22 protein-coding genes are annotated in these 24,869 nt (G+C 73.1%); 12 read left to right on the plus strand and 10 right to left on the minus strand.

Features of this window, described 5'->3' with window-relative positions:
* Window positions 1-61 precede the first annotated feature (61 nt).
* Complete coding sequence (locus ACFXDE_RS07940) at window positions 62-1,300, plus strand: AI-2E family transporter (RefSeq protein ID WP_380491937.1); 1,239 nt, start codon at window positions 62-64, stop codon at window positions 1,298-1,300.
* Here ACFXDE_RS07940 and ACFXDE_RS07945 read toward each other — a convergent pair.
* The 3 genes from ACFXDE_RS07945 to ACFXDE_RS07955 all read right to left on the minus strand — a co-directional run bounded on the left by ACFXDE_RS07945 (window position 1,187) and on the right by ACFXDE_RS07955 (window position 3,667).
* Window positions 1,187-1,525: a hypothetical protein gene (locus ACFXDE_RS07945; protein WP_380491939.1), complete on the minus strand. Its 339-nt coding sequence runs from the start codon at window positions 1,523-1,525 to the stop codon at window positions 1,187-1,189. The two genes, ACFXDE_RS07940 and ACFXDE_RS07945, sit on opposite strands and share 114 nt — an antisense overlap.
* Window positions 1,526-1,896: 371 nt before the next feature.
* A complete protein-coding gene (locus tag ACFXDE_RS07950) occupies window positions 1,897-2,727 on the minus strand; it encodes an alpha/beta fold hydrolase (RefSeq protein ID WP_380491941.1) in 831 nt (276 codons plus the stop codon).
* A gap of 154 nt (window positions 2,728-2,881) precedes the next feature.
* Entirely contained in the window at window positions 2,882-3,667 is a 786-nt protein-coding gene (locus ACFXDE_RS07955; RefSeq protein ID WP_380491943.1) for an HAD family acid phosphatase, read from the minus strand.
* A 124-nt stretch (window positions 3,668-3,791) separates the two neighbouring features.
* Between ACFXDE_RS07955 and ACFXDE_RS07960 the strand changes: the two genes are divergently transcribed.
* Window positions 3,792-3,938 (plus strand): hypothetical protein, encoded by a 147-nt coding sequence (locus ACFXDE_RS07960; RefSeq protein ID WP_380491945.1) that lies wholly within the window; start codon window positions 3,792-3,794, stop codon window positions 3,936-3,938.
* Between the two features lie 1,008 nt (window positions 3,939-4,946).
* Here the strand turns inward: ACFXDE_RS07960 and ACFXDE_RS07965 are convergent.
* Entirely contained in the window at window positions 4,947-5,522 is a 576-nt protein-coding gene (locus ACFXDE_RS07965; protein ID WP_380491947.1) for an HD family hydrolase, read from the minus strand.
* 238 nt (window positions 5,523-5,760) lie between these two features.
* Window positions 5,761-6,279 (minus strand): HAD domain-containing protein, encoded by a 519-nt coding sequence (locus ACFXDE_RS07970; protein WP_380491949.1) that lies wholly within the window; start codon window positions 6,277-6,279, stop codon window positions 5,761-5,763.
* 159 nt (window positions 6,280-6,438) lie between these two features.
* Between ACFXDE_RS07970 and ACFXDE_RS07975 the strand changes: the two genes are divergently transcribed.
* Window positions 6,439-9,789: a DEAD/DEAH box helicase gene (locus tag ACFXDE_RS07975; RefSeq protein ID WP_380491951.1), complete on the plus strand. Its 3,351-nt coding sequence runs from the start codon at window positions 6,439-6,441 to the stop codon at window positions 9,787-9,789.
* Between the two features lie 79 nt (window positions 9,790-9,868).
* On the opposite strand, the gene ACFXDE_RS07980 is transcribed toward ACFXDE_RS07975, so the two are convergent.
* Complete coding sequence (locus ACFXDE_RS07980; protein ID WP_380491953.1) at window positions 9,869-10,297, minus strand: SgcJ/EcaC family oxidoreductase; 429 nt, start codon at window positions 10,295-10,297, stop codon at window positions 9,869-9,871.
* A gap of 86 nt (window positions 10,298-10,383) precedes the next feature.
* Here ACFXDE_RS07980 and ACFXDE_RS07985 point away from each other — a divergent pair, with 86 nt between their 5' ends.
* Window positions 10,384-10,911 (plus strand): GNAT family N-acetyltransferase, encoded by a 528-nt coding sequence (locus tag ACFXDE_RS07985; RefSeq protein ID WP_380491955.1) that lies wholly within the window; start codon window positions 10,384-10,386, stop codon window positions 10,909-10,911.
* A gap of 110 nt (window positions 10,912-11,021) precedes the next feature.
* Here ACFXDE_RS07985 and ACFXDE_RS07990 read toward each other — a convergent pair whose 3' ends face one another.
* Window positions 11,022-12,164 carry an LLM class flavin-dependent oxidoreductase gene (locus tag ACFXDE_RS07990; protein WP_380491957.1) on the minus strand — a complete coding sequence of 381 codons (1,143 nt, stop codon included), beginning with the start codon at window positions 12,162-12,164 and terminating at the stop codon, window positions 11,022-11,024.
* Window positions 12,165-12,649: 485 nt separating this feature from the next.
* On the opposite strand from ACFXDE_RS07990, the gene ACFXDE_RS07995 reads away from it, so the two are divergent.
* From ACFXDE_RS07995 to ACFXDE_RS08010, 4 genes are all read left to right on the plus strand, one after another.
* The gene (locus ACFXDE_RS07995) at window positions 12,650-13,534 is read left to right on the plus strand and encodes an ABC transporter substrate-binding protein (protein ID WP_380491959.1); all 885 of its coding nucleotides are present in this window, start codon (window positions 12,650-12,652) and stop codon (window positions 13,532-13,534) included.
* A gap of 42 nt (window positions 13,535-13,576) precedes the next feature.
* Entirely contained in the window at window positions 13,577-14,410 is an 834-nt protein-coding gene (locus tag ACFXDE_RS08000; RefSeq protein WP_380491961.1) for an amino acid ABC transporter permease, read from the plus strand.
* Window positions 14,403-15,158 (plus strand): amino acid ABC transporter ATP-binding protein, encoded by a 756-nt coding sequence (locus ACFXDE_RS08005; protein WP_380445746.1) that lies wholly within the window; start codon window positions 14,403-14,405, stop codon window positions 15,156-15,158. The genes ACFXDE_RS08000 and ACFXDE_RS08005 overlap by 8 nt, the downstream gene beginning before the upstream one ends.
* A 63-nt stretch (window positions 15,159-15,221) precedes the next feature.
* A complete protein-coding gene (locus ACFXDE_RS08010; protein WP_380491964.1) occupies window positions 15,222-15,905 on the plus strand; it encodes an esterase/lipase family protein in 684 nt (227 codons plus the stop codon).
* Between the two features lie 21 nt (window positions 15,906-15,926).
* Here ACFXDE_RS08010 and ACFXDE_RS08015 read toward each other — a convergent pair whose 3' ends face one another.
* Window positions 15,927-17,111 carry an erythromycin esterase family protein gene (locus tag ACFXDE_RS08015; protein WP_380491966.1) on the minus strand — a complete coding sequence of 395 codons (1,185 nt, stop codon included), beginning with the start codon at window positions 17,109-17,111 and terminating at the stop codon, window positions 15,927-15,929.
* 34 nt (window positions 17,112-17,145) lie between these two features.
* Window positions 17,146-18,084 carry an NADP-dependent oxidoreductase gene (locus tag ACFXDE_RS08020; protein WP_380492170.1) on the minus strand — a complete coding sequence of 313 codons (939 nt, stop codon included), beginning with the start codon at window positions 18,082-18,084 and terminating at the stop codon, window positions 17,146-17,148.
* 79 nt (window positions 18,085-18,163) lie between these two features.
* Between ACFXDE_RS08020 and ACFXDE_RS08025 the strand changes: the two genes are divergently transcribed.
* The gene (locus ACFXDE_RS08025) at window positions 18,164-18,823 is read left to right on the plus strand and encodes a TetR/AcrR family transcriptional regulator (RefSeq protein WP_380491968.1); all 660 of its coding nucleotides are present in this window, start codon (window positions 18,164-18,166) and stop codon (window positions 18,821-18,823) included.
* A 16-nt stretch (window positions 18,824-18,839) separates the two neighbouring features.
* Here ACFXDE_RS08025 and ACFXDE_RS08030 read toward each other — a convergent pair whose 3' ends face one another.
* Complete coding sequence (locus ACFXDE_RS08030; RefSeq protein ID WP_380491970.1) at window positions 18,840-20,132, minus strand: MFS transporter; 1,293 nt, start codon at window positions 20,130-20,132, stop codon at window positions 18,840-18,842.
* A 211-nt stretch (window positions 20,133-20,343) separates the two neighbouring features.
* Between ACFXDE_RS08030 and ACFXDE_RS08035 the strand changes: the two genes are divergently transcribed.
* From ACFXDE_RS08035 to ACFXDE_RS08045, 3 genes are all read left to right on the plus strand, one after another.
* On the plus strand, window positions 20,344-20,910 hold the full coding sequence (locus ACFXDE_RS08035) for a hypothetical protein (RefSeq protein ID WP_380491972.1): 567 nt from the start codon (window positions 20,344-20,346) through the stop codon (window positions 20,908-20,910).
* A gap of 111 nt (window positions 20,911-21,021) precedes the next feature.
* The gene (locus ACFXDE_RS08040; RefSeq protein ID WP_380491974.1) at window positions 21,022-21,588 is read left to right on the plus strand and encodes an RICIN domain-containing protein; all 567 of its coding nucleotides are present in this window, start codon (window positions 21,022-21,024) and stop codon (window positions 21,586-21,588) included.
* 154 nt (window positions 21,589-21,742) lie between these two features.
* A complete protein-coding gene (locus tag ACFXDE_RS08045) occupies window positions 21,743-24,736 on the plus strand; it encodes a BTAD domain-containing putative transcriptional regulator (RefSeq protein WP_380491976.1) in 2,994 nt (997 codons plus the stop codon).
* Window positions 24,737-24,869: the final 133 nt, after the last annotated feature.

Below are 24,869 nucleotides of genomic sequence, written 5' to 3' on the forward strand. Positions count from 1 at the left end.
GCGCCCGCCGGGGCACCCGAGAGGACCGGACGGAGCCCGGCCTACGTCAGGGAGGCGGTCCGTGGGAGTGAACGGTGCCCGACCGCCCCGGCGTCCCACGCCGCTCGGCAGCCGCCGGCCCCGGGTGGCGCCGCCCCGGGCCCTGCCGTCGGCCTCCGGGGACGGCGTCCCGCCCGGGCTGCGGACCGCCGCCGGGTACGCATGGCGGCTGGTCCTGCTGGGCGTCACGGCCTACCTCGTCGTGACCGTCCTCGCCCAGCTCGAAGTGCCCGTGGTCGCGGTGTTCGTGGCGCTGGTCATCACGTCCGTCCTGCGGCCGCTCGTCGACCTCATCGCCCGGGTGCTCCCGCGTTCCCTGGCCGTGCTGCTCGCCTTCGTGTGCGCCGCCGTGGTCATGGGCGGGGTCCTGGCGCTCGTCGGCACGACCGTCGCCGACGAGTGGAGCCGCCTCGGCGCCGAGCTGCGCGGCGGCCTCGGCCGGATCGACCACTGGCTGACCGGCGCGCCCTTCCACCTCCGGCCCGGCACCGTCACCGACCTCCGCGCGAAGATCGGCGAGTGGATCACCGCCCACCGCTCGGCGCTCGTCAACACCGCGCTCAGCGGCGCGAGCCGGGCCGTCGAGTTCGTCACCGGGCTCGCGCTCGCGGTGTTCTGCTCGGTGTTCTTCCTGCACTCCGGCCACCGGATGTGGTCCTGGGCGCAGCACCAACTCCCCGGCCGGGCCCAGCCGGTGTGGGCGCGGGCCGGGCGCGCGGCCTGGCGCACCTTCGCCGGGTACACCCGCGGAGTGCTGATCGTGGCGGCCGTCAACGCCGTTCTGGTGGGCATCGCGCTCGCCGTCCTGCGGGTGCCGCTGGTGCTGCCGCTGATGGTCCTGGAGTTCGTCGCGGCGCTCGTGCCGCTGATCGGCTCGCCGATCGCGCTGGCCGTCGCCGCGCTGGTGGCCCTGGCGGCACGCGGTCCGGTGGTCGCGCTGCTGGTACTCGCGCTGATCGTCGTCATCGGTCAGATCGAGGGCCACCTGCTGCACCCGCTCGTGATGAGCTGGTCGGTGCGGATCCACCCGGTGGCGGTGGCGCTGTCGGTGATCGGCGGCGCCGTCCTGGCGGGTGTGCTGGGCGCGGTGGTCGCGGTGCCGGTGGTGTCGGTCGCGTGGGCCGTGGTGGGCGAGCTCCGGGACCGGTCAGCGGCCGGGCCGCCGCGCGCCGGTGCGCCACCGCCACGCGATGAGCCGCGCCGCCGACAGGACGAACGTCGGCACCCACACCAGGGAGAAGGCGGCCAGGACGTCGGGTGAGTTCGCGTCCGCGCTCACCAGGGCCAGGCCCGCCGACAGCGCCAGCAGCACCGACAGGACGGAGGCCGGCACGCGCACGACCGCCCGCAGCGCGCGGACGAGCAGCCAGCCCGGCCCGCGCCGCATCGTGCGCAGGGCGCGGTCGAGGCGGCCGTCCGCCCGCAGCTCCTTCTCGATCTCCGCCAGGATCCGCAGCTCCCGGTGGGAGAGCCCCTGCCCGTCCATCGCCGCCACCTCCGAGCACGTGCCCCCACCACACCGTTGCCCGCTCGCGAGGCTCCCTAACACCGATCGGCCGGGACGGCACGTGCCAGGTCGGGACGCACGTCCGGGACGCCCCGCACCGGGTATCGGTCGGGTGCCGATCCGACCACCACGAGGAGCGGCACGGACGGCACGGCGACGAGCGGCACGGCGGCCGGATTCCCAAATTGCGGCGGCGGCGGACCACAACTCACCCGGGCCGTAGGGCCGTTCACCCACGGCCGGGCCGGCCCGAGGTCGCCGGTGCGCGGGGCGCGCCCCCGGACGCAATGGTGGTGCGCCCCCTGGGCGTGTCCGGCCACGACCGCCCCAGGGGGCGCGCGTCGGCAGCCTCAGGTGTGGGCCTCGATGAAGGCGGTCAGGTTCTGCACGTACTCGGCGGGATGGGTGACGTGCGGGATGTGTCCGGCCCCGACCAGCTGCCGCACCTGCGCCTGGGGCAGCGCCTCGGCGAGCCGGGCGATGATGACTGGGAACCAGGGCGGGCTCACCGTGCCCATGGTCAGCAGGGCCGGGCCCCGGTAGCCGGACAGCCCGCCGAGGTCGATGGACGACCACCCGGGGTCGTCCTGCTCGTCGAGGAAGGTCGGGGCGTTCGTCAGGAACGTCTCCCGGACGACCTCCGGGAACCCGTCCCACGCCCCCGGGCCGATGGCGACCTCCTCCACGAACTGGTGGGCGCCCTCGATGGTCTCACCGGCGCGCAGGTGTGCGAGAACCGAGTCGACCTTCACCTGCATGTCCCGCATCCGCGTGTCCTGCGAGACCGGCCCACGTCCTGCGTCCGGCGTCACGATCCCCATCAGCGGCGGCTCGTGGGCGACGAGGCTCCGGAACAGCCCGGGGCGCCGCGCGGCCAGGCCCAGCGCCGTCGACGCCCCGAAGGAGTTCCCCGCGACGTGGGCCGGTGCTAGGCCGAGCTCCTCGACCAGCGCCGCGAGGTCGTCCTCGTCCTCCGTCCGGGAGCCCTGCCCCGGCGGCCGCTCGCTCCGACTGTGCCCCCGCCGGTCGTAGACCAGCACCCGGTACCGCTCGGCGAGGGCCGGCAGGACGGGCACCCAGTTGAAGTGGTCGCCCCAGGAGCCGTGGACCAGGACGAGCGGGTCGCCGCCCCCCGCCAGCTCGTAGTAGAGATCGACGCCGTTGACCCTGGCCCTTGGCATGCGACGGCTCCTCATCCGCTCGCCCGCTCGTCCGCGCACCTGCTCGCCTGCTCACGTGCTCGCCTGCCGGCCTGCGGAACGACGGTTTCCCGTCCATTCAGACATCGCGACGCGCGGGCGGCAATACGGGGGACGGCCCGGTCGGCTCCGTGCCCTACGGCAGGTAGTACATCGGGTTCGGCAGCTTGAAGCCCTTGTCCGCGTGCCCGCCGGACAGGTCGCTCTGCTGGTCCCCGAAGTTGCCGACGATCTCGTAGCCCAGGTCCTCGATGTGGGCGCGGGTGCCGGACTTGTACTCGATCACCGAGCACTTCGCCCCGCACGCCAGGTACGGCGCGGGCGAGGCCGTGTTCTTCAGGAACAGGTGCGCCTCGTCCGCCACCGGGTACCCGACGGCCGCGAGGTTGGCGGCGGTGGCGGCGCGCTGGGCCTCCGGGCGGCCGGTGATGTAGAAGACCGTGTAGCCCTGCTGCTGGGCCCAGGTCGCCAGGTCGTTCATGCCGAACACGGCCGGCATGGTCTTCGTGGCGATGTACTGGGCGTTGCTCGCCGGGTTGTAGACGAAGGTCGTTTCGAGCTCGTAGTTGTACGTCGACAGCGTGGTGTCGTCGACGTCGAGGACGATGGCCTTCCTGCCGTCGCGGTCGTGCTTGATCTGCTGCGCCAGGTACTTCCGGGCCTTGGTCTCGACGCCCTTGACCTGGGCGGCGTAGTTGCTGTCCGGGGAGGGCCAGTGCTCCCCGTTGGCGTCGACGGTGTCCCCGTAGTACGCCTTGATCCTGGCCACCTCGTCCGTCATGTTGGTGATCTGACGGTCCGTCCGGGGCGCGGCGGCATCGGCCGCGGCCAGCCCGCCGCCGGCCACCACCGCGCCGACGACGACGCCGACGGCGAGGGTGGGAACCTTCCGCGCACGGGACGTCAGGGTGCTCTCGGGCATGAGGGTCTGCTCCTTCTCCCGCAGGCCGGGAGGGCGCGACTCGCCCGTCGAACCGGCGTGGGGTCTGCGTGATCCACGAACCGTAGGGGCGATCAACCCCACAGGTCAAGGAGTGTCTACGCGCATGGTCTACGCGCGATGCGGCCAGGCCGCGCTCGCCCTGCGCCGAGACGCCGTGACGTCGCGCACCGCGCCCCCGAACTCGGAGCGCATGGCGGCGGTGGCGGACTTCAGCGCCGCCGACGCCTTCTGCATCCGAGGTGGACGTTGATGCGACGAACTTCAGGCCCTTACCTCCGTGCTTGCGCTCAGCCTCGGCCTTCAGGTCGGCGAAGTCCGGGGTGGTCAAAGGGGGATGCCTCCAGGCGGTTTGACATATCTGACGGAAGGCCATGAAGCTACTGCCGAGAGGTTGGCACCTCTCGGTACGTCGCAACCCCGGGTGCAAGGGAATACACCCGGGGTTACCCCCCGCATAGCCGCCTGAGTACCGGTGTACTGACAGCGGCTGGGCGGGGGTTGACGCTCAACCCGCACCGGAAAGCCTCGACTTCACCAGCTTGAGCGAGTTTTCCGAGCACCTGCACCGGCAGGTCTCGATTCATCTACCGCTTGCGGTAGGTCGGGTCGAGCCTGCCTAAAAACAGGGACCTCCCCCGATCTGCCCTATCAAAGGGAGTTGTCGGTGAGAGTCCCTGAGTGGCTGGTTGCTCTCGGTACAGGCGTTGCGGGCCTTCGGTTCGTGCTGCTTCGGGTTATCCCGCGGCTCAGCGAGGCGGCAGTCGTCGCGATCCGCGCCGTTCGCAGGGTCCAGCGTGAACTTCGCGGCGACGACGAGTCGCCCGGAGGGGGCGACAGGCTGCCAGGGCCTGGAGGCCGGCGGCCAGGCCGAACACGGGGGTGACCGCCGAGCCGGACGAGCGCGAGCGCGCCGAGCGGGCCCGCACAGGAGCAGACATCGACCTCACGCGCCCCGCCGGGCACCCTCCAGCCGGGGTACGGCCACCGGCTCCGGGCCGCGGCCGGCATCGAGCCGTCCATCGCCGTCCCACTCCCGCCGCCGGAGGAAGAGGAGAAGTACCGGGTGACACCAAACCCGCACCGCTGACGGAGACAAGCCCAAAAACCCCAGCACCCCCGCCTCCAGAACGAGGCGGGGGTGCGAGCGAGACGGCCAGCGCCTACAGGCCAAGCCGAGCGCGGATAGCGTCCATGCCGTTTGCCATGGCGATGAACTCACTTTGCCGAGCGGACTGCTTTTCGCCCGGTGCCGGCAGCGTCACCCGAGGAAGACCCTCTGCCACTCCAAGGACGTCATTGTCAGTGCGGCCTCAGCAAGGGTGCGAGCTGACTCGGTCTTGAGGCTGCCGAGGCTGCTGTCGATCCACGGCTGAACGTTCTGATACCCCTGCTCGCGGTACTCCACGGCCTGAATCAGGCACTCCAGCTTGTCCGCATCGTGGGCGACGATGACTTCCGGGCTCTCGGCGTTTTCGTACTCCTCCACGATTGCCTGAACCCCGGCGACGACGGCAGGGTGAGCCGCGCTGACCTGGTCGGCGGTCACGCGTTCGTTCGAGGCGGCGGTGAGGTAGCGGCGGCCGATGTGCGGGATATCGCCGACCCGGGTCTCCTGGGTGTCGTGGAAGAGGCACAACAGGGCGACCTTGGCGGGGTCGGCGCCCTCCATCATCGCGAGCACCGCGCCGACGACACCCGTCCGGAACGAGTGTTCGGCAATCGTCTCGGGGTCCTTGACCCCAGCGATCCACCAGCCGGAGCGCTTCGCCCGCTTGAGCATGCCCGCCTCGAACAGGTAGCCCGCGGTGCCCTTCGCCTGCTTGTCGTCCGTCATCGCTGTCCTTCGCTGTTGGGTCGGTTGTTGCTGTAGCCGCCTACCCGCAGACCGTCGTGCACAGACTCCAGCTCTCGGCGGGACTGCTGTGAAAGACCGTCACTTTCAAGCAGCGTGCGCACTCGTGCGGCCAGATGGGGCGATCAACCCCACAGGTCAAGGAGTGTCTACGCGCATGGTCTACGCGCGATGCGCCCGGGCCGCGACGGCCCTGCGCCGAGACGCCGTGACGTCGCTGTCAGGGCAGGTTCCGCAGCCAGGAGTCGAGAGTCGCGTAGTCCCCGTCGGTCAGCCCGCGGCGGGCGTCGACGCGGTGCAGGAGAGCGTGACCGCCGTGGTGGGCGGCGACCCACACCCGATCGGCGTCCGTGATCTCGTCATCGACCCAGACGAACGGGCGTCCGGCCGCCCAGTCGACGACGGCGCGGGTCTTCCAGTGCAGGCCGTCCCGCTCGTCCTGGTCGTCGAGGTCGGAGGGCTCCGGCCACGGCACCACCGGCAGCTGCGGCAGACCGAGCAGCGGGGCCACGCACTCGTTCGCGTCGGCCATCCAGGTCGTGGCCCACACAACGTCGCACGGCAGCGCGGCCAGCCGGTGGCCGTGCTCGGGGTTGATCCTGCTCAGGAGCGGATTCGCGTCGGCCCCCGGCCCGAGGCCCGTCGCGTAGGTCGGATACTCCTGCGGAGCCGCGCCGAACGGGATGAGCGGGCCGTCGACGTCGAGGAACAGCAGCGGACGCTGCGCGGTGTCGGTCACGTCGGCACGATAGTGCGGGCCGCCGGCCGTCGTTCGTCACCGCCGGGCCGACGGGCGGACTGCCGCCGTGCCCCGAGGTGTCCCGCGGTGCCCCGGCATTCCGTAGGCTGATCGTCGCCGATGAGCAGGTGAGCAACCAGGAGCTGCGGGGGGAATGCCATGACGGCGGAGCGTCGGCGTAGGGCGGCGGTGGTCGGGTACTGGCGGGCGGTGGAGCTCTTCAGCCCGCAGAAGGTACCGGCCGCGTCCCTTCGCGAGCGGGTGTACGAGGTCTCACCGGATCGGCCGCTGCCCTGGCAGGACGGCCATCCGCTGCGCCGGTTGCCGCTGGAACCGGGCTTCACCTGGCAGCACGTCGTCTACGGCGGGGTCTTCCCGTTGAGCGCGGTGCGGGACGCCCTCCTGGAGGTCTTCGGCGAGGACGACGAGGACCACGACGGGCGCATGGCCGGCGAGAGCGCGCTGTTCGCCCTGACCGTCAACGACGAGGGCCGCCTGCTCCTCGACTCCCCGATCTTCTCCACCTGCGCCTGGGCGACCGGACGCGCCCGCCGCCCGGGGCCCGGACGGCCGGGCTGGCTGGACGGTTTCGACGGGGAGGCCCAGTCCTGGCACGCACGGGCCGGTGAACTCGGCGAGGACCCGGTACCGGTGCTCGCGGCGGACGGCGCTCCGGCCGCGGAGGCGCTCACCGCAGCGCGGGCCCTCCTCGCAGAGGGAACCGATGGACCGGACGACGGCGCGGACGGGTCGGAGAGCCCGGTCGGCACCCGTCACATCACGGCGGCGGACCTGCTCGGCTTCGCCTCCGACCTCGCCGACGACTGGTCCGTGGCGAAGGACCTGGCGCCGTTCGCCGTCCGGGTCAGGAGCGTACAGGTCCGGTCCGACCGCGCCGACGACGTGGACCAGCAGGACTTCCTCAACAGCTTCATCGCCGCCGACCTCGACCGCGTCACCCGCGACCTGGCGCTGAACGATCCCGGCCATGCTCTGGGGACCTACCTCGCGCCCGCCGCGGCCTTCCGCCCCGAGCACCGGATCGACCTCCGCCACCAGCCGGAGCAGGCGCTCCTCCGGGTGAGTCCCGCCGCGGCCCCGCCCGGCCGCTGGCCGGCCAGTACGAAGTACCCGCTGGCGCTCAGCCAGCAGTTCGCCGTCAACCTCGTCGGGGGTGAACTCACCGACTCCGCCGGGGTCTTCGCCGTGAACGGCCCACCCGGCACCGGCAAGACGACGATGCTGCGCGACATCGTCGCCCACCTCGTCGTGGAGCGCGCGACACGGCTGGCGCGGCTCCGGCTGCCGTCGGCCGCCTTCAGCGACACGACGCACCAGTGGAAGTCCGGGGAGTACTCCCGCACCGTCAGGGAGCTGCGCCCGGAGCTCACGGGATTCGAGATGGTCGTCGCCTCCGCCAACAACGGCGCCGTCGAGAACATCTCCACCGAGATCCCCTCGCTGGGGGCCGTCCACGAGGACTGGCACGCCCAGGCCGACTACTTCGCCGAGCAGGCCACCCGCCTGCTCAAGGGCGAGCCCGCCTGGGGTGCCATCGCGGCGAGGCTGGGCAGCAAGAGGAACCGCGGTGAGTTCGTCTCCCGCTTCTGGTGGGGCCAGGAGAAGGCGTCCGACACCCGACCCGGCAACGGCAACAGCACCGGCACCGGCCCCGGCCCCGGCCCCGGCCCCGATGGTGGCCCGCGGGCCGACGCCCGCCCGTCCGCCGGCCGGACCGCACGGCGTGACGGCTGGATCGACACCGGGCGCGGCCTGCAGCACCTGATGGCCGAGTACGCCGCCTCCCCGCAGAGCGGCGTGTGGCGCACGGCCGTCGACCGGTTCCGCAGCGCGCTGGCCACCGTCGAACGGCTCGGCGCCGAGCGTGCGGAGGCCGCCGAGGCCCTGTCCGGCCTGCCCGCCGCGCGGGCCGCCGCCGAGGCCGCCGCCCGCGCCGTCCGGACCACGGCCGAGGACCTGCGACACCGTCAGGAGGACCTTGCCGGAGCCGCCCGGGCGGCAGCCGAGGCGCAGCGGCGCCTGGAGGACTGCGAGCGCGAGCGGCAGGCCCACTTCGAGCGGCGCCCCGGGTTCACCGTCAGCCTCTTCACCGCCGGCCGGGCGGCTCGTGACTGGCACGCGGGCGACGCGCCGCTCGCCGAGCGCGAGCAGGCCGCCCGGCTCGCCGCCGACGGGGCCAGGGATGCCGAACAGCGGGCAGGATCGGCCGCACACCTGGCCGACACCGCACTGCACCACCACCGCACCGAGCGTGCCGACGCCGTAGAGCGGGCCGAGCGGCTGGAGTCCACTCTCGCGACGGCCCGCGCGCGCTGGGGCGACCGTGTGCCCTCCCCCGAGCTGTTGGCCAAGTCCGAGCGCCGCGAGCTCTCGTCCCCGTGGGCCGACGAGGAGATCACGGCCGCGAGGACCGAGGTGTTCTTCGCGGCGATGGAGGTCCACAAGGCCTTCCTCCGGTGCACCGCGAAGACGATGCGCGCCAACCTCAGGGCCGCCATGGACGTGGTCTCCGGAGCCGCTCCGAAGACCGTGCCCGAGGAGGCCCGCCGCGCCGCGTGGCAGAGCCTCTTCCTGGTCGTCCCCCTGGTGTCGACCACGTTCGCCTCGCTCGACCGGGTCTTCTCCGGCCTCGGCCGCGAGTCCCTCGGCTGGCTCTTCATCGACGAGGCCGGGCAGGCCACCCCGCAGATGGCGGTCGGAGGGCTCTGGCGGGCGCGGAGGAGCGTGGTCGTGGGCGACCCGCTCCAGTTGGAGCCCGTCGTCGTCCTGCCCTGGACGGCCCAACAGGCGCTGCGCCGCGACTTCGGCGTGGACGAGGAGTGGGCGCCGAGCCGCACGTCCGTCCAGCGGGTCGCCGACCGCGCCAACCGGTACGGCACGACGCTGCCCGCCGAACTCCCGGACGGCTCCACCGAGGTGTGGGTCGGCGCGCCGCTCCGCGTCCACCGCCGTTGCGACGACCCGATGTTCGCGGTCAGCAATGCCATCGCCTACGACGGCCTGATGGTCCACGGCACCCCTGATCGCGGGGCGTTCCCGTACGCGGGCAGTTCGTGGGTCGACGTCGCCTCCCCGCAGGCCGAGGGCCACTGGATCCCGGAGGAGGGGCGGGCCCTGCGGCAGATCGTCGAGAAGCTCCTCGACCGCGGGGTCTCCGCCGACGACATCTTCGTCATCAGCCCGTTCCGCGACGTCGTCGCCGGCGCGCAGCGCGTCACCCGCGGCCTGCTGGACCGTACGCGCGTCGGCACCGTCCACACGACGCAGGGCAAGGAGTCGGACGTCGTCATCCTGGTGCTCGGCACCGATCCCCGGCACCCCGGGGCACGCGGCTGGGCCGCCTCCCGGCCCAATCTCCTCAACGTCGCGGTCAGCCGCGCGCGCCGCCGTCTGTTCGTCATCGGCAACCGGGACGCCTGGCGCGACCAGCGCTTCTTCAACACTCTGGCCGACGCCCTGCCCACCCATGTGTGGCACCCGCCGCGGTGACCTCCGCAGGAAGCCTCCGTACACGAGCGGGCGCGCCCCGGTCCCGACCCCCGTGCGGGGCCGGGGTGCACCCGGCCGTCTACCCCGCGTGAACCGCAGTGTTCTGGCAGGCGTGCAGGAGCCACCGTCCGTCGGCGCCGCGTGTCATGACGTAGAGCGGGCTGCCCTCGGAATCGCCGTCGGAATCGCCGTCGGAATCGCCGTCGGCCGACCGGTACACCTGGCGCACCTTGACGGCAGCGACGTCCGGGCGCAGGAACCGCACGTGCGCCACCTCGTACGTCACCTGCCCGTCCCAGTCGTCGGCGGGCAGCACCGCGCGGGTGAACCCGGCGATCGCCTCGCGCCCGAGCAGGACCCTGCCGTGCGCGGTGGTCCACAGGGCGTCGGGGTGGAAGAGGGCCAGGAAGCCGTCCACGTCCTTGGCCCGCTGGGTGCGCTCGACGGTGGCGACGACGTCGGCGATGGCTTTGACATCGGGGTTCTCGGTACTCGTTTCGTGACTCATGCGCACCACCCTCGCCCTTCAAGTGGGCTTGAGGTCAAGGGAAACCAGCCTGCGGACGGCGGATCGACGGGAGTACGGTTCCGCGCATGGGTCCTCACCAGCCGCTCCCCCGTGACCTGTCCGCCGCCGCATCGACCATCGCCGTGCCCGTGAGCGTGCGGGACCTCCGCCCGGAGGACCTGCCCGCGTGCACGTGGTCCGGATCGACCCTCCATCTGCGCAGCGTGGAACGGGAGTTGCTGCGCGCGGCGGCGGGCGACGTCGACTACCTGGCCGTCTGCACACCCGTGGACATCCCGGTGGCCATCGGCGGCGTCGACTACCGGGCCGCTGCGGGCGCCGGCACGATCTGGCAGCTCGCGGTGCTCCCCGCCCTCCAGTCCCGCGGCCTGGGCACGCTCCTGATCCGCGCCGCCGAACAGCGCATCAGGGACCGCGGCCTCCGCCGGGCCGAACTCGGCGTCGAGGAGGACAATCCCCGGGCCCGCGCCCTGTACGAGCGCCTGGGCTACGCCGCCTACGGGCGCGAGACCGACGCCTGGGACGAGGAAGCGCCCGACGGATCGGTCCGCCGCCACGAGACGATGTGCGTCCTGATGCGCCGGGAGCTGTGACGCCCCCCTGGCCTTCCCATGGACCACTGCGCCAGGGCGTGCGGAACCACAGATCCGCTACGAACGTCGACGAGCCCCGGCGACGGCGGCGAGGTGCGCTGGATAGCGCGTCACACCAGGCCGGGCAGGGGTCCGACCAGGCCGCGGGACTGGAGCACCGGGCGGACGCCCTCGCCGAACCAGTAGGCCTCCTCCAGGTGTGGGTACCCGGAGAGGACGAAGTGGTCGACGCCGAGGGCGTGGTACTCCTCGATCCGGTCGGCGACCTGTTCGTGGCTGCCGACGAGAGCGGTGCCCGCGCCGCCCCGGACCAGGCCGACGCCGGCCCACAGGTTCGGGTGGATCTCCAGCTCGGCACGGGAGCCCCGGTGGAGGGCCAGCATCCGCTGCTGGCCCACCGACTCGCTGCGGCCCAGCAGGTGTTGGGCCCGCGCGACCTCGGCGTCGCCGATGTCGTCCAGGAGCCGCTCGGCCTCCTGCCAGGCGTGGCGGGAGGAGTCGCGCGAGATGGTGTGCAGGCGGATGCCGAAGCGGATCTCCCGGCCCTCGGCCTCCGCGAGTCCGCGGATCCAGTCGATCTTCTCCTTGACCTGCGCGGGCGGCTCGCCCCACGTCAGGTAGACGTCGGCGTGCCTGGCGGCGACCGGCCCCGCGGCGGGCGAGGAGCCGCCGAAGAACACCGGGACGGCCGGCGTCGGCGGCACGGGCACGTGGGCACCGGCGACCCGGTAGTGGGCGCCCGCGAAGTCGAACGGCGTCCCGCTCCAGGCGCCGCGCACCACGGTGAGGAACTCGTCGGTCCTGGCGTAGCGGCCGTCGTGGTCGAGGTGGTCGCCGAAGCGGGCCTGCTCGTCGGCGTCCCCGCCGGTGACGACGTTGAGCAGCAGCCGGCCGCGGGTGGCCCGCTGGTAGGTGGCGGCCATCTGGGCGGCCAGGGTGGGTGAGATCAAGCCGGGGCGGAAGGCGACGAGGAACTTCAGGCGCTCGGTCTCGTGGGCGAGGAAGGCCGTGGTGAGCCAGGCGTCCTCGCACCAGGTGCCGGTCGGGGTGAGCACGGCCTCGAAGCCCAGCCGGTCGGCGGCCTTGGCGATCTGCGCGAGGTACTCGACGTCGGGCCGGCGCACGGCGGCGGCCGCCCGGCCGGGGACGGCGTTCCCCGCGGCACCGTCGAGGTTGCTGGCGTAGGCGTGGCGGTCGACCAGGCCGCGGCCGTCGCCGCCGGTCGGCAGGAACCAGTGGAGGTGGACGTTCACGGTGGATGCTCCGGAGTGGTTCGGGGGGCGCAGCGGGATGGTGTCGTCGTCCGGCGCACGGCAGGAGCGCGCCTCGACTGTGCACGGACGGGGAGGGCCGACTACACGCAACGGCTGCCGATGGGCTCGGCCGGATCGGGCCGTGGAGGCAGGCGGGCGGGGCGCTCTCAGCAGGAGCGACAGGCAGCGGAACAGACCCGGAGGAGGTCGATGTGACCGCGGGTCGTCAGGGCGATGGAGCGCTGCTGCATGCCGTGGAAGCTAGCCGGACTGCGCCGACGGCGTCAACGGGTGCCCGGCGGGCGGCCCGGGGAGCTTTCATACCGCCGCAACACCTCGGCAACGATCATGGCGGATATTGATCAGGTCAATCGTTCGACCGACGCGGTGAGGCCCGCGACCGGCCCGACCGGGCCGGGACCGCCGTCTCGGCACCGCTCACCGACGGTCGCCTCCTTCACCGCCACCGCCTTTCTGGAGCCACCATGCGCCCGCGCCGGGTCCTCGTCGCCGCCCTCGCTGCCCTCACCTCCCTCGTGCCCCTCACCGCGTGCAGCAGCAGCGCGTCGTCCGGCGCCAAGTCCGCCGACAACCCGTACCAGCTCACCGAGCCGGGGACGCTCCACGTCGGAACGCTCTCGGACGCGCCGCCGAACGTCTACCTCAAGGACGGCAAGTTCACCGGCTTCGACAACGACCTCTTCGCCGCCGTCGCCGCCAAGGCCGGCCTGAAGGTCCAGTTCGCCTCGACCGACTTCTCGGCCCTGCTGTCCCAGGTCGCCAACCACAAGTTCGACGTGGGCAGTTCGTCCATCACCGTCACCGAGGCGCGCAAGAAGACGGTGGCCTTCACGAACGGCTACGACTTCGGCTACTTCGGGCTCGACGTGCCCGCGGGTTCGTCCGTCACGAGCTTCGACCAGCTGACGGGCAAGCGGGTCGTCGTCGTGCAGGGGACCGTCCAGGACGACTACGCCACCAAGCGCAACCTCAACCCGGTGCGCGTCCCCGACTACAACAGCGCGCTCAACCAGCTGAAGACCGGCACCGCCGAGGCCTGGATCTCCCCCGCCGAGATCGGCGAGAAGAGCGCCAACGACAGCGGCGGCAAGGTGCTGCTCGTCCAGAAGCAGCTCAGCCCCTCGCCGACCGCCTTCGCCGTCGCGCCGGACCGACCGCAGCTGCTCGCCGCCCTGAACAAGGGCCTCGACGAGGTCATCGCGGACGGCACCTGGAACCGCCTCCAGGACCAGTACTACCCGGGCCGCGCCGTGCCCGACGGTTTCCACCCCGGCAGCGGGACGGCGTCCGGTGGCGCGACGGCGGGCCAGTCGACGCCGGCCGCCCCCACCGCGTCCGCGACGCCCTGACCCCCAGCCGATCCGGCCCTACTCACCAATCAGGAGATCGACGTGGACCAGCTGGGCACGCTGGCGGAGACGTTCTTCAACTGGGGATCGATGCGCGAGGCGATCTCCGACCTGCTCACCACCGGCGTCCCCAACACGCTGATCCTCGCGGCGACTTCGGCCGTCATCGGCACCGTCCTCGGCCTGCTGCTGGCCGTGGCCGGGATCTCCCGGACCCGCTGGCTGCGGTGGCCGGCCCGCGCCTACACCGACGTGTTCCGCGGCCTCCCCGCCGCGGTCACCATCCTGCTGATCGGCGTGGGGCTGGCCCCGCAGGGACTACGCATCTGGGGGCCCGACCCGTACCCGCTGGGGATCCTCGCGCTCTCGCTGATCGCCGCCGCCTACTTCGGCGAGATCTTCCGCTCGGGCATCCAGAGCGTGGAGGCGAGCCAGCTGGAGGCCGCCCGCGCGCTCGGCTTCCGGTACAGCGCCGCGATGCGGCTGATCATCGTCCCGCTCGGGATCAGGCGCGTCCTGCCCGCCTGGGTCAACCAGCTCATCGCGCTCATCAAGGACTCCAGCCTGATCTACTTCCTCGGGCTCACCGCCGGGCAGCGGGACCTGTTCCGGATCGGCCAGGACGCCGCCGCCACCACGGGCAACGAGTCCGCGCTCGTCCTCGCCGGGCTGTTCTACCTCCTGCTCACCGTGCCGCTGACGCACCTGGTCAACGTGATCGACCGCCGTCTGCGGAACGGTCGCCGGGTCACCGAGCCGGCACCCGCCGAGGCACCCACCGAGACACCTGCCGAGGCACCCGCCGAGGCACCCGCCCGGGAAGCGCTGCGGGAGCCACTGTCGACCACCGCGCCCGAGGGAGCGACCCGTGCCTGACGAGCGACCCACCCCCGCGTTCTCCCCGGTCAGCCTGGCCACCCGCGACCTCCACCTGTCCCTCGGCGGCAACCCCGTCCTGCGCGGCGTCGACCTGGACGTCCCCCGGGGCAACACCCTCTGCGTGATCGGGCCGTCCGGCTCCGGCAAGTCGACGCTGCTGCGCGCCGTCAACCGCCTGGTCGAGCCCGACCGCGGCGACGTCCTGCTGGACGGCGAGAGCGTGCTGCGCCGCGACCCCGACCGGCTGCGCCGCCAAGTCGGCATGGTGTTCCAGCAGTTCAACCTCTTCCCGCACATGAGCGTCCTGCGCAACCTGACCCTCCCCCTGCGCAAGCTCAAGGGCCTCTCCCGCGACGCCGCCACCGAGGCCGCCCTCCGCCAGCTCGACCTGGTCGGGCTGCGCCACAAGGCGGACGCCCGCCCGGGCCGGCTCTCCGGCGGGCAGCAGCAGCGGGTCGCCATCGCCCGCGCCCTGGTGATGGACCCCCAGGTCATGCTCTTCGACGAGGCCACCTCCGCGCTGGATCCGGAACTGGTCAAGGGCGTCCTCTCGTTGATGGCGGACCTCGGCCGCGCGGGCATGACGATGGTGGTCGTCACGCACGAGATGGGCTTCGCCCGCGAGGCCGCCGACGGCGTCGCCTTCATGGACGGCGGCGTCGTGGTCGAGTCCGGCCCGCCCGAGGCGGTCTTCGGCGCGCCGCAGAGCCCGCGGCTGAGGACGTTCCTCTCGGACGTACTGTGACGTAACATCGTTGGCCTGCACTGGAGTTGTGTCACCCCGCCGACGTTCACCGGAGGACACGCCATGCGCCGCGCCGCCACCGCCCTCACTGCCGCCGTGTCCGTGCTCCTGCTCGCGGCACCCGGGGTCGCCCCGTCGGCCCACGCCGGCCCGGCGACCCCGGTCGTCCTCGTCCACGGACGCAACGCGGACCCGGGCGTGTGGCGGGCCACGATCTCCGGCCTGGAGGCGAAGGGCTTCCCGGCCGACCGGATCTTCGCTTGGTCGTACGACACCTCCCGGTCCACGAACGAGGTCCTGGCCGGCCGGCTCTCCGCCTACGTCGACCAGGTGCTCCAGAAGACCGGCGCGGCCAGGGTCGACATCGTCGCGCACAGCCTGGGCAGCCTGCCGAGCCGCTGGTACGTCGAGTTCGGCGACGGCGCACGCACGGTCGCGAACTGGATCTCCCTGGCCGGTCCCAACCACGGCACCGGCCTCGCCTGGCTCTGCGCCGCGTGGGACCAGGGCTGCCGCGACATGACGCCCGGCTCGTACGTCGTCACCAACCTGAACCGGGACGACGAGACGCCCGGCCCCGTCCACTACTGGACCTTCTGGTCCCCCTGCGACGAGCAGATCCTCCCCAACGCGAGCACCCCGCTGAACGGCGCCGCCAACACCGAGACGTCATGCCTCAAGCACAACGACTTCCTCACCGACCCCGCCGTGATCGACGCCGTCGCCGGGATCCTGGCCGCCGGGTAGGCCCCTCCGTCCCGGCCGGGCTCACGGCAGCCAGCGCACCGGGGAGACCTCGCGGATGTGGACGAGGACGTCGAAGGCGTCGGCCAGGGAGGCGACGGCCAGGTGTTCGGCGGCGTCGCGCTCCGGGGTGTAGACACCGCTGACGACGCGGGCCTTCGCCGGTCCGTCCCACTGCGCGCGCACGTCCTCGTCACGCAGGTCCAGCCAGCGCGCGGGCAGGCCCGTCTCACCGAGCCTCGCGTCGACGAAGTCCGCGGCCGGGCCCGGCACGACGGCGACGCCGAGGTCCCCGTGGTGGAAGCCGATCGCCACGGAGACGTACCGCCGGCCGTAGCGCTCCCGCAGCAGGCTGCCGACGCCGGCCTGCGAGCCGCGCTCGGCCGCCAGGCCCACCACGGCCTCGCCCGCCGAGGTGTGCGCGATGCCGTCCCAGTAGACGGTGCGCGCACCGGTCCGGCCCTGGGCCTCGGCGACGGCCTCGGCCCACACCTCGGCCTCGCCCGCGTAGTTGCCGCGCCCGGCGACGCTGCGCTCGTGGTACTCCACGATCAGCCGCATCCTCGCGGACGCGTCGTCGGCGCCGGGAGTGGACTCGACCAACTCGAGTGCGTCACGGGCGTGTTCGACGAACGGCCGGCCGGGGTGGACGCCGCGCGCCCGCTGCACGTGCTCCTCGATCTCGTGGACGGTGCGGATGGGATCCAGGTGGGCCGCCACCTCCGCGAGCCGCTCCGGCGCCACCAACCGCACGTGCTCCAGGACGGCGTCGTAGTCGGCGGGCACCGCCTGGAGCGGCTTCACACCGAAGATCCGGACCGGATCGTCCGCGTGGTCCCGGTTGAACGCCCGGATCCACTCCAGGGCGGCGACCATCTCGGCGGTGCGCCACGGGCGCCAGGCCCCGGCCAGCGCGGACGCGGCCGAGCCCTCTCCCCCGCTCACGTACGCGTCGAGGGCTGCGGCGGCGCCCGCGTCGTCCTGGACGGCCAGCGCGCGGAAGCCGTGGTCCCGAACGAGCCGGCGGAACAGCTGGTCCCGCACCCCGAAGGTCTCGCGCGAGAAGCGCGTGGACTCCCCGATGCCGACCACCGTCGCTCCGCCGACCAGTCGGCCGGCGATCTCGTCGAGCACGGTGTCGGCCAGCGGGAGGGAGTCGGTGCGCTGAGGGTCGGTCAGGTCGTCGATGACTGCGGTGTTCTTCGGCATGTCGTGCAGTCTCGTACCTGAAGTCGACTTGAAGTCAAGCGACTCGATCGGCGGGAACGGACACAGCGCGTGAGTCGCCTCGGACGACCAGGACCCGGCGCCCGCGCGTGTGCCCGGCCCGGCTGTCCGCGTGCGCGGCGGCGGCCTCGGCGAGGGTGTACGCCTTGTCGACCGGGATGTGGAGCAGCCCCCGTGAGATGAGGTCGACGGCCTCGGCGAGCGCGTCGGGCACGCTCCCGGCCACGCCGGAGAAGCGGACGCCGAGCCCGGGTGCGGTGAGGTCGGCGATGGAGACCACCTTCCGCGCGTCCCCGGTCAGTTCGACGAGTTCACGGATCACGCCGGAGCCGGACAGGTCGAGGGCCGCGTCGACCCGGCCGAGCCGCCGCACCCGCTCGGCCCAGCCCGGGCCGTAGGTCGTGGCGGCGGCGCCCAGGCCGCGCAGGTAGTCCTGGTTCGCGGCGCCGGCCGTGCCGATGACCGCGATGCCGCGGTCGCGGGCGATCTGCAGCACCGCCGATCCGACTCCGCCGGACGCGCCGCAGACCAGCAGCGTCTGCCCGGGCCGCACGCCGACCTCGCGGATGATGCGCAGCGCGGTCTCGACCACGGAGGGGTAACCCGCCGCCTCCTCGAACGTCAGCCCTTCGGGCATCCGGGCCCAGGCGGACAGGACGGCGAACTCGGCGTAGGTGTCGACCCCTTCGCCGAACACGTGGTCGCCGACCTCGACGTCGTCGACGCCCTCGCCGACCTCGTCCACCACCCCGGCGGCGTCCAGCCCGACGCCGGACGGCAGGCGGGTCGGATGGGCCCCCAGGACCTGACCTTCGCGGATCCTCCAGTCGACGGGGTTCACGCCCGCCGCCCGCACCGCGATGCGTATCCGGCCGGGGCCCGCGTGGGGTTCCTCGGCGTCCACCAGGTGCAGGACCTCCGGGCCGCCGAACTCGGCGAAGCTCACCTTCTTCATGTTCTTCATGCGGCCGACCGTAACACTAACGGTTAGGATTTTGGAACTGTTTCATTTTCATGCCTGGTAGCATCACGACATGACCGAGCCAGCCGAGCCGACTGCCCAGACCGGGCGGACCGGGCAGACCGGGCGCCGGGAGCGCAAGAAGGCCGCGACCCGTCAGAAGATCGCCGACACCGCCCTGCGGCTCTTCCTGGACCGCGGCTACGACGCGGTCGGCATCCGCGAGGTCGCCGCCGAGGCCGACGTCGCCGTCACCACGGTCTTCTCCCACTTCGCCTCGAAAGAGGCCCTGGTGTTCGAGCAGGACGAGGACTTCGAGCAGCGCCTCACCAAGGCGGTCACCGACCGCTCGCCCGACGAGGCGCTCGTCCCCGCGCTGCGTCGCGAGATCCACGCCATGGTGCGGCACTGCACGGCGGACGGCGCCGCCCCGGTCTGGCGCATGATCGACGAGTCACCCGCCCTGCGGGCGTACGAGGAGTCGATGAGGCTGCGTCATGCGGATTCGCTGGCAACGGCCATCGCCGCCCAGTCCCGGTCGCGGCCGCAGCCCGGGCCGGTGCCGACCGCGACGGCCTGCCGGGCGATCGCGAGGTTCGTGATCGGCGCCTTTTCGCTGGCCCGCGAGGCCGCCGACCCGGAGGCCGTCGTCGACGAGGTCTTCCGGATGATCGAGGCCGCTTGGGCGGTCACCGCCACCGGAAGACCGCCGGGGGATCTTGCCCAGCTGTGAAAGGCCGTGGTTCCGGTCAGTCGAGCAGCAGGGACGGGAAGGCCCGCAGCGTCCGCACGTCCTCCGTCGCGATCAGCGGCAGGCAGGAGAGCAGGCCGATCCCGGCGATCGTCCACAGCGTCAGGCGCGTGCCGAGCACGGACCCGAGGTAGCCGCCCGCCAGGGCCCCGACCGGGCGGGTGCCCCAGATGGCGAACCGGACGGAGGCGTTCATCCGGCCCTGCAGGCCGGTGGGCGTGATGGCCTGGCGCAGGCTCACCTGGCTGATGTTGTAGACGGTGATGCCGCACGCCATGATGCCGGTCGCGACACTCAGCGTGAGCACCGCGCGGGCCGGCGCCGCCGTCGCGAGCACGAGCACGGCGATCCCCGACATCGACTTCGCCGCGACCAGGACCGGACCGAGCCCGACGAGCCTGATGAGCCGGCTGCTGAGCGCCGCCCCCAGCAGCGCACCGCAGTTGCCCACGCTCAGGGCCAACCCCAGCTCCCCCGGCGACAGCCCGAGGTCGCGCAGGGCGTACGCGGTCAGGACCGCCCCCAGCGCGCCGCCCAGCCCGACGAGGTTGCTGATGCCCGTCGCCAGCGCCAGGGACCGCAGGGTCCGATGACGGAAGACGAACCGCAGTCCCTCGGCAATCTGGCTGCGCATCGAGGCCCTGACCGCGGGCTGCGACACCTGCGTCCGGGGAATCCGGATGAGGCAGAGCAACAGCGCGGACACCAGGTAACTCACGGAGTTGACGACCAGGACCAGCGGCGCGGTGACCACCTGCAGCAGCAGTCCACCGATGCTGGGCCCCGCCAACTCCGCCGTCGAGCGGGAGAATTCGAGCCTGCTGTTGCCGTCCGGGGTCTGCTCGCGCGCCACGACCGTCGGCAGGAAGGCCTGGTCGGCGATGTCGAAGAACACCGTGCACAGCCCGATGGCGAACCCCACCGCACAGAGCAGCGGCACACTCAGCACCCCCGCGAGGTGTCCGACCGGCAGCACGACGATCGCCACGGCCCGGCCGACGTCCGCCACGACCATCACGCGCCGGCGGTCCCACCGGTCGAGCAGCGCGCCCGCCGGCAGGCCGACCAGGAGGAATGGCAGGGTCTCCATCGCCGAGACGAGCCCGAGCTGGCCGGTCGACGCGGAGAGCGTCGTCAGCGCGAGCACCGGAATGACGAAGAACGTGATCCGCGTCCCGAACTCGCTCACGGTGTGCGCCGACCACAGGACCTGGAAGTCGCGCTGCCGCCACACACTGACCAGCCGTGCGGCGGGGGTCGCCAGAGCCGGATCGGAGCCGACGCTCGCCATGTCCACGTTCCCTCGCTTCTGGTCGGTGACCGGCTCCCCCGCGCGGCAAGTCTCCGGAGAGTAACAACGGCATCACGGCGAGCTCCGACACCGGACCGAAGGGATCGGTCGGGTACGGCCGTACGGGCGACCGCGGCAGGGTGTGCCGCCCACCGCTCGGCGAGTACGTACGGCCGGACTACCATGATCCGCAACAGGGGGAGGGGCGGACGTGGAACCGACGACACGCAAGCGCTGGCTGGCCGTGGTGGGGCTGATCGGGCTCGGGGCCGGGGGCTACTACACGTGGTGGGACCAGTTCTCCTACCACGAGCTTCCGTACACGCGGCGCGACGCCTCGGTCCTCGGCCGGATCAATGCCGGCGGCGGCCTCAACGCGTGGAACCCGACCGTCCTGGCGGACGACCGCACGATCACCGTGGATGTCGGCTGGGGCGGCTGCGACTACAAGCCCGACCTGGTGGCACGGGAGACGGCGGACCAGGTCACGCTGCTGTTGAGCCGCCGGGACGCCTCGGGCCCGGACGTCGGCTGCGAGGACGGCGGATACGCGCAGGTCAAGACCGTCCTTCACCAACCCCTCGGCACACGGCCATTGACCGATGCCGTCACCGGCAAGCCCGTCCCGATCGGACGCCCAGCCGCAGCCCCCGAAGACCTGACGTCCGCGCGGCCCGACCGGGCTTTCCCGTCCTTGATCGATTCTTGGCCCGCCGTTCACCCGCACCCGCGTACGATTCACGCGCGTCGGCGGTGCGGACACCCGTCCGAACCGTAGGGGGAACGGAACACCGGTGTCGTACCGGGGCCGGGCCGACGCGGATCGGGGGCGCGTGCGCGTCCGCCCGCCTCCCCTGCTCCTGCTCCTCGTGCAAGGGACCGGTCCTTCTTGACCATCCGCAACGCCCTCCCCCGCGCCCGTACGGCCGCAGTCGCCGCCGGTGCCGCCCTCACGCTGGCCGCCGCCGTGCCGGCCACCTCCGCGTCCGCCGTCGGCGGCAGCTTCGGCAACCCGACGACCAGCACCCTGGTCAACGTCAACTCCGGCAAGTGCCTGGAGATCGCCGACTGGCGCACCGACGACGGCGCCCCCGCCCGCCAGTGGGACTGCACCGGCGGCGCCAACCAGATCTGGGACTACGTGCCCGACGACGGCGGCTTCGAGCTGGTGAACCGGAACTCCGGCAAGTGTCTGGAGATCGCCGACTGGCGCACCGACGACGGCGCCCCGGCCCGCCAGTGGGACTGCTCCTGGGGCGGCAACCAGCACTGGAACTACGTCGGCACCCTCGGCGACCGGGGCGAGCTCGGCATCGCCAACTTCAACTCCGCCAAGCTGCTGGAGATCGCCGACTGGCGCACCGACAACGGCGCCCCCGCCCGCCAGTGGCAGGGCAGCTACGCCGGCGTCGCCCAGGGCAACCAGGCCTGGCTCACCGCCATCAAGCGGTACTGACCCGCACGGATTCCCGGGGACGGACGTCCCCGGGAACCCGCAGGCGGCACCCGGCACCTGCGCACGGATCCTTCCCTTGCGAACCAGGCGCCGCGCCAGCGAGGATGGGCGCCCGGGGCAGCATCCGACGCTGCGTCAGATTGTGGGGACCGCCGTGCGGCCAGGCAGTGATCCGGACCGGCCGAGCTTCGCGCTGCTCGGCGACCTCCGCGTGCGGCGCGCCGGTGCGGACGTGGCGCTGGGCGGCCCGCGGCAGCGGTCCGTGCTGGCCGCCCTGCTGCTGCGGCCGAACACGGTCGTCCCGGTGGAGGAGCTGGTCGCCGGGCTGTGGGGCGAACGGCCGTCCGGTGCGCCGGACGTCACCCTGCGGACCTACGTGTGGCGGTTGCGGAACCTGCTGGAGCCCGTCCGCGACTCGCCGAGGGTGTTGCTGTCCCAGGCGCGCGGGTACCGCCTGGCGGTCGAACCGGACCGTGTGGACCTGTGGCGGGTCGGGCGCCTCAAGGAGCAGGCCGGGAAGTGTTCCGCCGAACGGCCCGCGGATGCCCGGGACATGCTGACCGAGGCACTGGCCCAGTGGCGCGGTGAGCCGCTCGCCGGCCTGCCCGGGCCGCTCATGCGCCGCGAGCGCGAACGGCTGTCGCAGTTGCGCCTCGCCCTGCGCGAGGAGCGGCTCGCCCTCGACGTGGCGCTCGACGGCCCCTCCGGCTGCCTGCCGGAGCTGGAGGCGCTGGCCACCGCCCATCCGTTCCGCGAGCGCCTGCACGGGCTGCTCATCCGCGCATTACAACGACAGGGCCGGATGCCCGAGGCGCGCGCGGTCTACGACGCGCTCCGATTACGGCTCATGGAACACCTGGGACTCGAACCGGGGCCCGAGCTATCGGCCCTGTGCCACGAACTCGATGCGGACTCCCCCGCCGGGCCGAGGACCGCTCCCGCACCCAGCCGGCCCGTTCAGCTGGACCAACTACCTCCGCCCCCGGCCCAGTTCACCGGGCGGCAGGAGCACATCGCCCGGATCGGACGGGCACTGACCGAACGGACCGGCCCCGGCCTGCGGCTGGTGACCGTCACCGGCATGGGCGGCGTCGGAAAGACGGCCCTCGCCGTTCGGGCCGCCCACACCGTACGCCCCGACTTCCCGGACGGCCGGCTGTACGCGGACCTGCGCGGCGCCGACCTGGTGCCCGCGAGCGCGTCGGACATCCTCGCGGACTTCCTCACCGCGCTGGGCGTCCGGGAGGCCGCCGTCCCGAAGGACCTCGCGGGCCGGTCCGCCCTCTTCCGCACCGCCACCGCCGGACGACGGCTGCTCATCCTCCTCGACAACGCGCGCGACGACGCCCAGATCCAGCCCCTCCTGCCCGGATCGCCGGACTGCGCGGTCGTCGTCACCAGCCGCGCGGTGCTCAACAGCGTGCCGTCGGTGCTGCACATCGCGCTGGACGTGTTCAGCGAGCGCGAGGCGCTCGGGCTGCTGGACGCGGTGATCGGCAGGGCGCGCCGGTCCGCGCAGAGCGTCCAGGCCGCGCTGCTCGTCGAGGCCTGCGGCCGGCTCCCCCTGGCCGTACGGATCGCGGCGGCCCGGCTCGCCGCCGAGCCCGACCAGCCGATCGCCGACCTCGTGCGGCACCTGGCCGACGACGGGATCGGTGCGCTCCGCACGGGAGACGTCGAGATCGAGCAGGTCTTCGCGGTCGGCTACCGGCTGCTTCCGCCGCCCCTGGCAACGGCGTTCAGGATGCTCGCCTGGGTGGAACCCGACATCGGCCTGGCCGCCGCGGCCGCAGTCCTCGGCCTGACGGAGGACCAGGCGGAGCGCCTCGCGGAGGCACTGGTCGACCAGGCCCTGCTGGAGTCGATCGGCGCCGGGCGCTACCGCTACCACGACCTCGTGCGCGCCTTCGCCCGCCGGACCTCGCTGCGGACCGGCGAGCACGAACGGGCCGCCGCCCACGAGCGGCTGCTGGCGCTCCTGCTCGGCTGCGCCCGCACGGCCTTCGCCCTCGCCGTTCCCGGAGACCCGGTCGCCGACGTCTTCGGCTCGCCGCGCCCGCCGTCGGCCGCCGCCCGGGACTTCACCGACCCGGCGGACGCCCGCCGATGGGCGCGGGCCGAGATCCCCGGTGCCGTGGCGCTCGCAGCCGCCGTCGCGACGGTGCCCCTGCTCCCGGTGGCCGCCCTGCGCGCGGCCATCGACCTGCTGATCGCCCTCACCCCGCTCGGCCTCGGCGCCCTGGGCGGCCGGGCCGAGGAGGCGGCCCGCCTGCTCGTCGACGCGGCGGTCGCGTGCGGCGACCACGGCCGCGACCACGCCGGCACGGCGGAGGGCCGGTCGCGCTTCCTCCTCTGCACGATCCTGCTGGCCCACGCCCGGCTCGACGAGGCCGACGCCCAGGCCCGACTGGCCGCCCGGGCCTGCCGGGAGGCCGGCGACCGGGCCATCCTCCGGCAGGCCCTCAACGATCAGGGCCTCATCGCCCAGGCCGAGGGCCGCCACGAGGAGGCGATCACGGCCTTCGACGAGGCGGCCGCCATCGCCCGACAACTCGGGCACCACTCCGGCGAGGTGGCGAGCAGCGCGAACGCGGCCCTCTCCCGGGTCCGCAGCGGTGACGCCGCCGGGGCGGCATCGGCCTGCCGCGGCATCCTCGCGACACCGGGCGCGGCGGCCGACCCCGCGATGACCGCCTACGTGCACTACGTCCTCGGCCTCGCCTACCAGGAGTCGGCGCGACTCGACGACGCCGCGGCACACCTACGCTCCTGCATCGACGGCGCGAGCCTCACCGGCGACCTCGACCGCGAGTCGGCCGCCCGGAGCCGCCTGGCCGACGTGCTGCGCCTGCTCGGGCGGGCCGACGAGGCCGTCCACCAGGCGCAGCGGGCCCTGGACCTCGCGGACGAAGGTGGGCGACAGCGCGAACGCGCCCTCGCCCACCTGGTCCTGGCCCACGCACTGACCGCCCGCGGCGACCACGGCGCGGCCCGGGGTCACGAGGCGGGCGCGCGCCTGCTGCTCGGCCGGCTGGGCCCTCGGGCGACGGCCGACGCGCAACCGCTCCTCACCGCACTGGCGACCGCCGCCGAAACCCTTACGGCTGCGGGTCGGGAGAAGGAAGGAGCCCCGTCCCGTTCCAGATGATGTGCCCTGCCGCGCAGTACACGCCGGCGGACCCGTCGCAGGCCGGGGCCGGCGAGGTCGGCCGTACGGGATCCCCCGTGCCCACGGCGAGGGCTCCCAGCACCGAGAGTGAAACGGCCGCGCCGGTGACAGC

Source organism: Kitasatospora sp. NPDC059408 (genome assembly GCF_042751525.1).
Taxonomy (GTDB): domain Bacteria; phylum Actinomycetota; class Actinomycetes; order Streptomycetales; family Streptomycetaceae; genus Kitasatospora.

What these genes read in the sequence shown, in the direction of transcription:
- ACFXDE_RS08020 (WP_380492170.1), bottom strand. Translation starts at nt 18,084, where the DNA reads ATGAAGAAGGTGAGCTTCGCCGAGTTCGGCGGCCCGGAGGTCCTGCAC.
- ACFXDE_RS07980 (WP_380491953.1), bottom strand. Translation starts at nt 10,297, where the DNA reads ATGAGTCACGAAACGAGTACCGAGAACCCCGATGTCAAAGCCATCGCC.
- ACFXDE_RS07985 (WP_380491955.1), top strand. Translation starts at nt 10,384, where the DNA reads ATGGGTCCTCACCAGCCGCTCCCCCGTGACCTGTCCGCCGCCGCATCG.
- ACFXDE_RS07975 (WP_380491951.1), top strand. Translation starts at nt 6,439, where the DNA reads ATGACGGCGGAGCGTCGGCGTAGGGCGGCGGTGGTCGGGTACTGGCGG.
- ACFXDE_RS08015 (WP_380491966.1), bottom strand. Translation starts at nt 17,111, where the DNA reads ATGCCGAAGAACACCGCAGTCATCGACGACCTGACCGACCCTCAGCGC.
- ACFXDE_RS07950 (WP_380491941.1), bottom strand. Translation starts at nt 2,727, where the DNA reads ATGCCAAGGGCCAGGGTCAACGGCGTCGATCTCTACTACGAGCTGGCG.
- ACFXDE_RS07995 (WP_380491959.1), top strand. Translation starts at nt 12,650, where the DNA reads ATGCGCCCGCGCCGGGTCCTCGTCGCCGCCCTCGCTGCCCTCACCTCC.
- ACFXDE_RS08030 (WP_380491970.1), bottom strand. Translation starts at nt 20,132, where the DNA reads ATGGCGAGCGTCGGCTCCGATCCGGCTCTGGCGACCCCCGCCGCACGG.
- ACFXDE_RS07945 (WP_380491939.1), bottom strand. Translation starts at nt 1,525, where the DNA reads ATGGACGGGCAGGGGCTCTCCCACCGGGAGCTGCGGATCCTGGCGGAG.
- ACFXDE_RS07960 (WP_380491945.1), top strand. Translation starts at nt 3,792, where the DNA reads ATGGTCTACGCGCGATGCGGCCAGGCCGCGCTCGCCCTGCGCCGAGAC.
- ACFXDE_RS08010 (WP_380491964.1), top strand. Translation starts at nt 15,222, where the DNA reads ATGCGCCGCGCCGCCACCGCCCTCACTGCCGCCGTGTCCGTGCTCCTG.
- ACFXDE_RS07965 (WP_380491947.1), bottom strand. Translation starts at nt 5,522, where the DNA reads ATGACGGACGACAAGCAGGCGAAGGGCACCGCGGGCTACCTGTTCGAG.
- ACFXDE_RS08025 (WP_380491968.1), top strand. Translation starts at nt 18,164, where the DNA reads ATGACCGAGCCAGCCGAGCCGACTGCCCAGACCGGGCGGACCGGGCAG.
- ACFXDE_RS07955 (WP_380491943.1), bottom strand. Translation starts at nt 3,667, where the DNA reads ATGCCCGAGAGCACCCTGACGTCCCGTGCGCGGAAGGTTCCCACCCTC.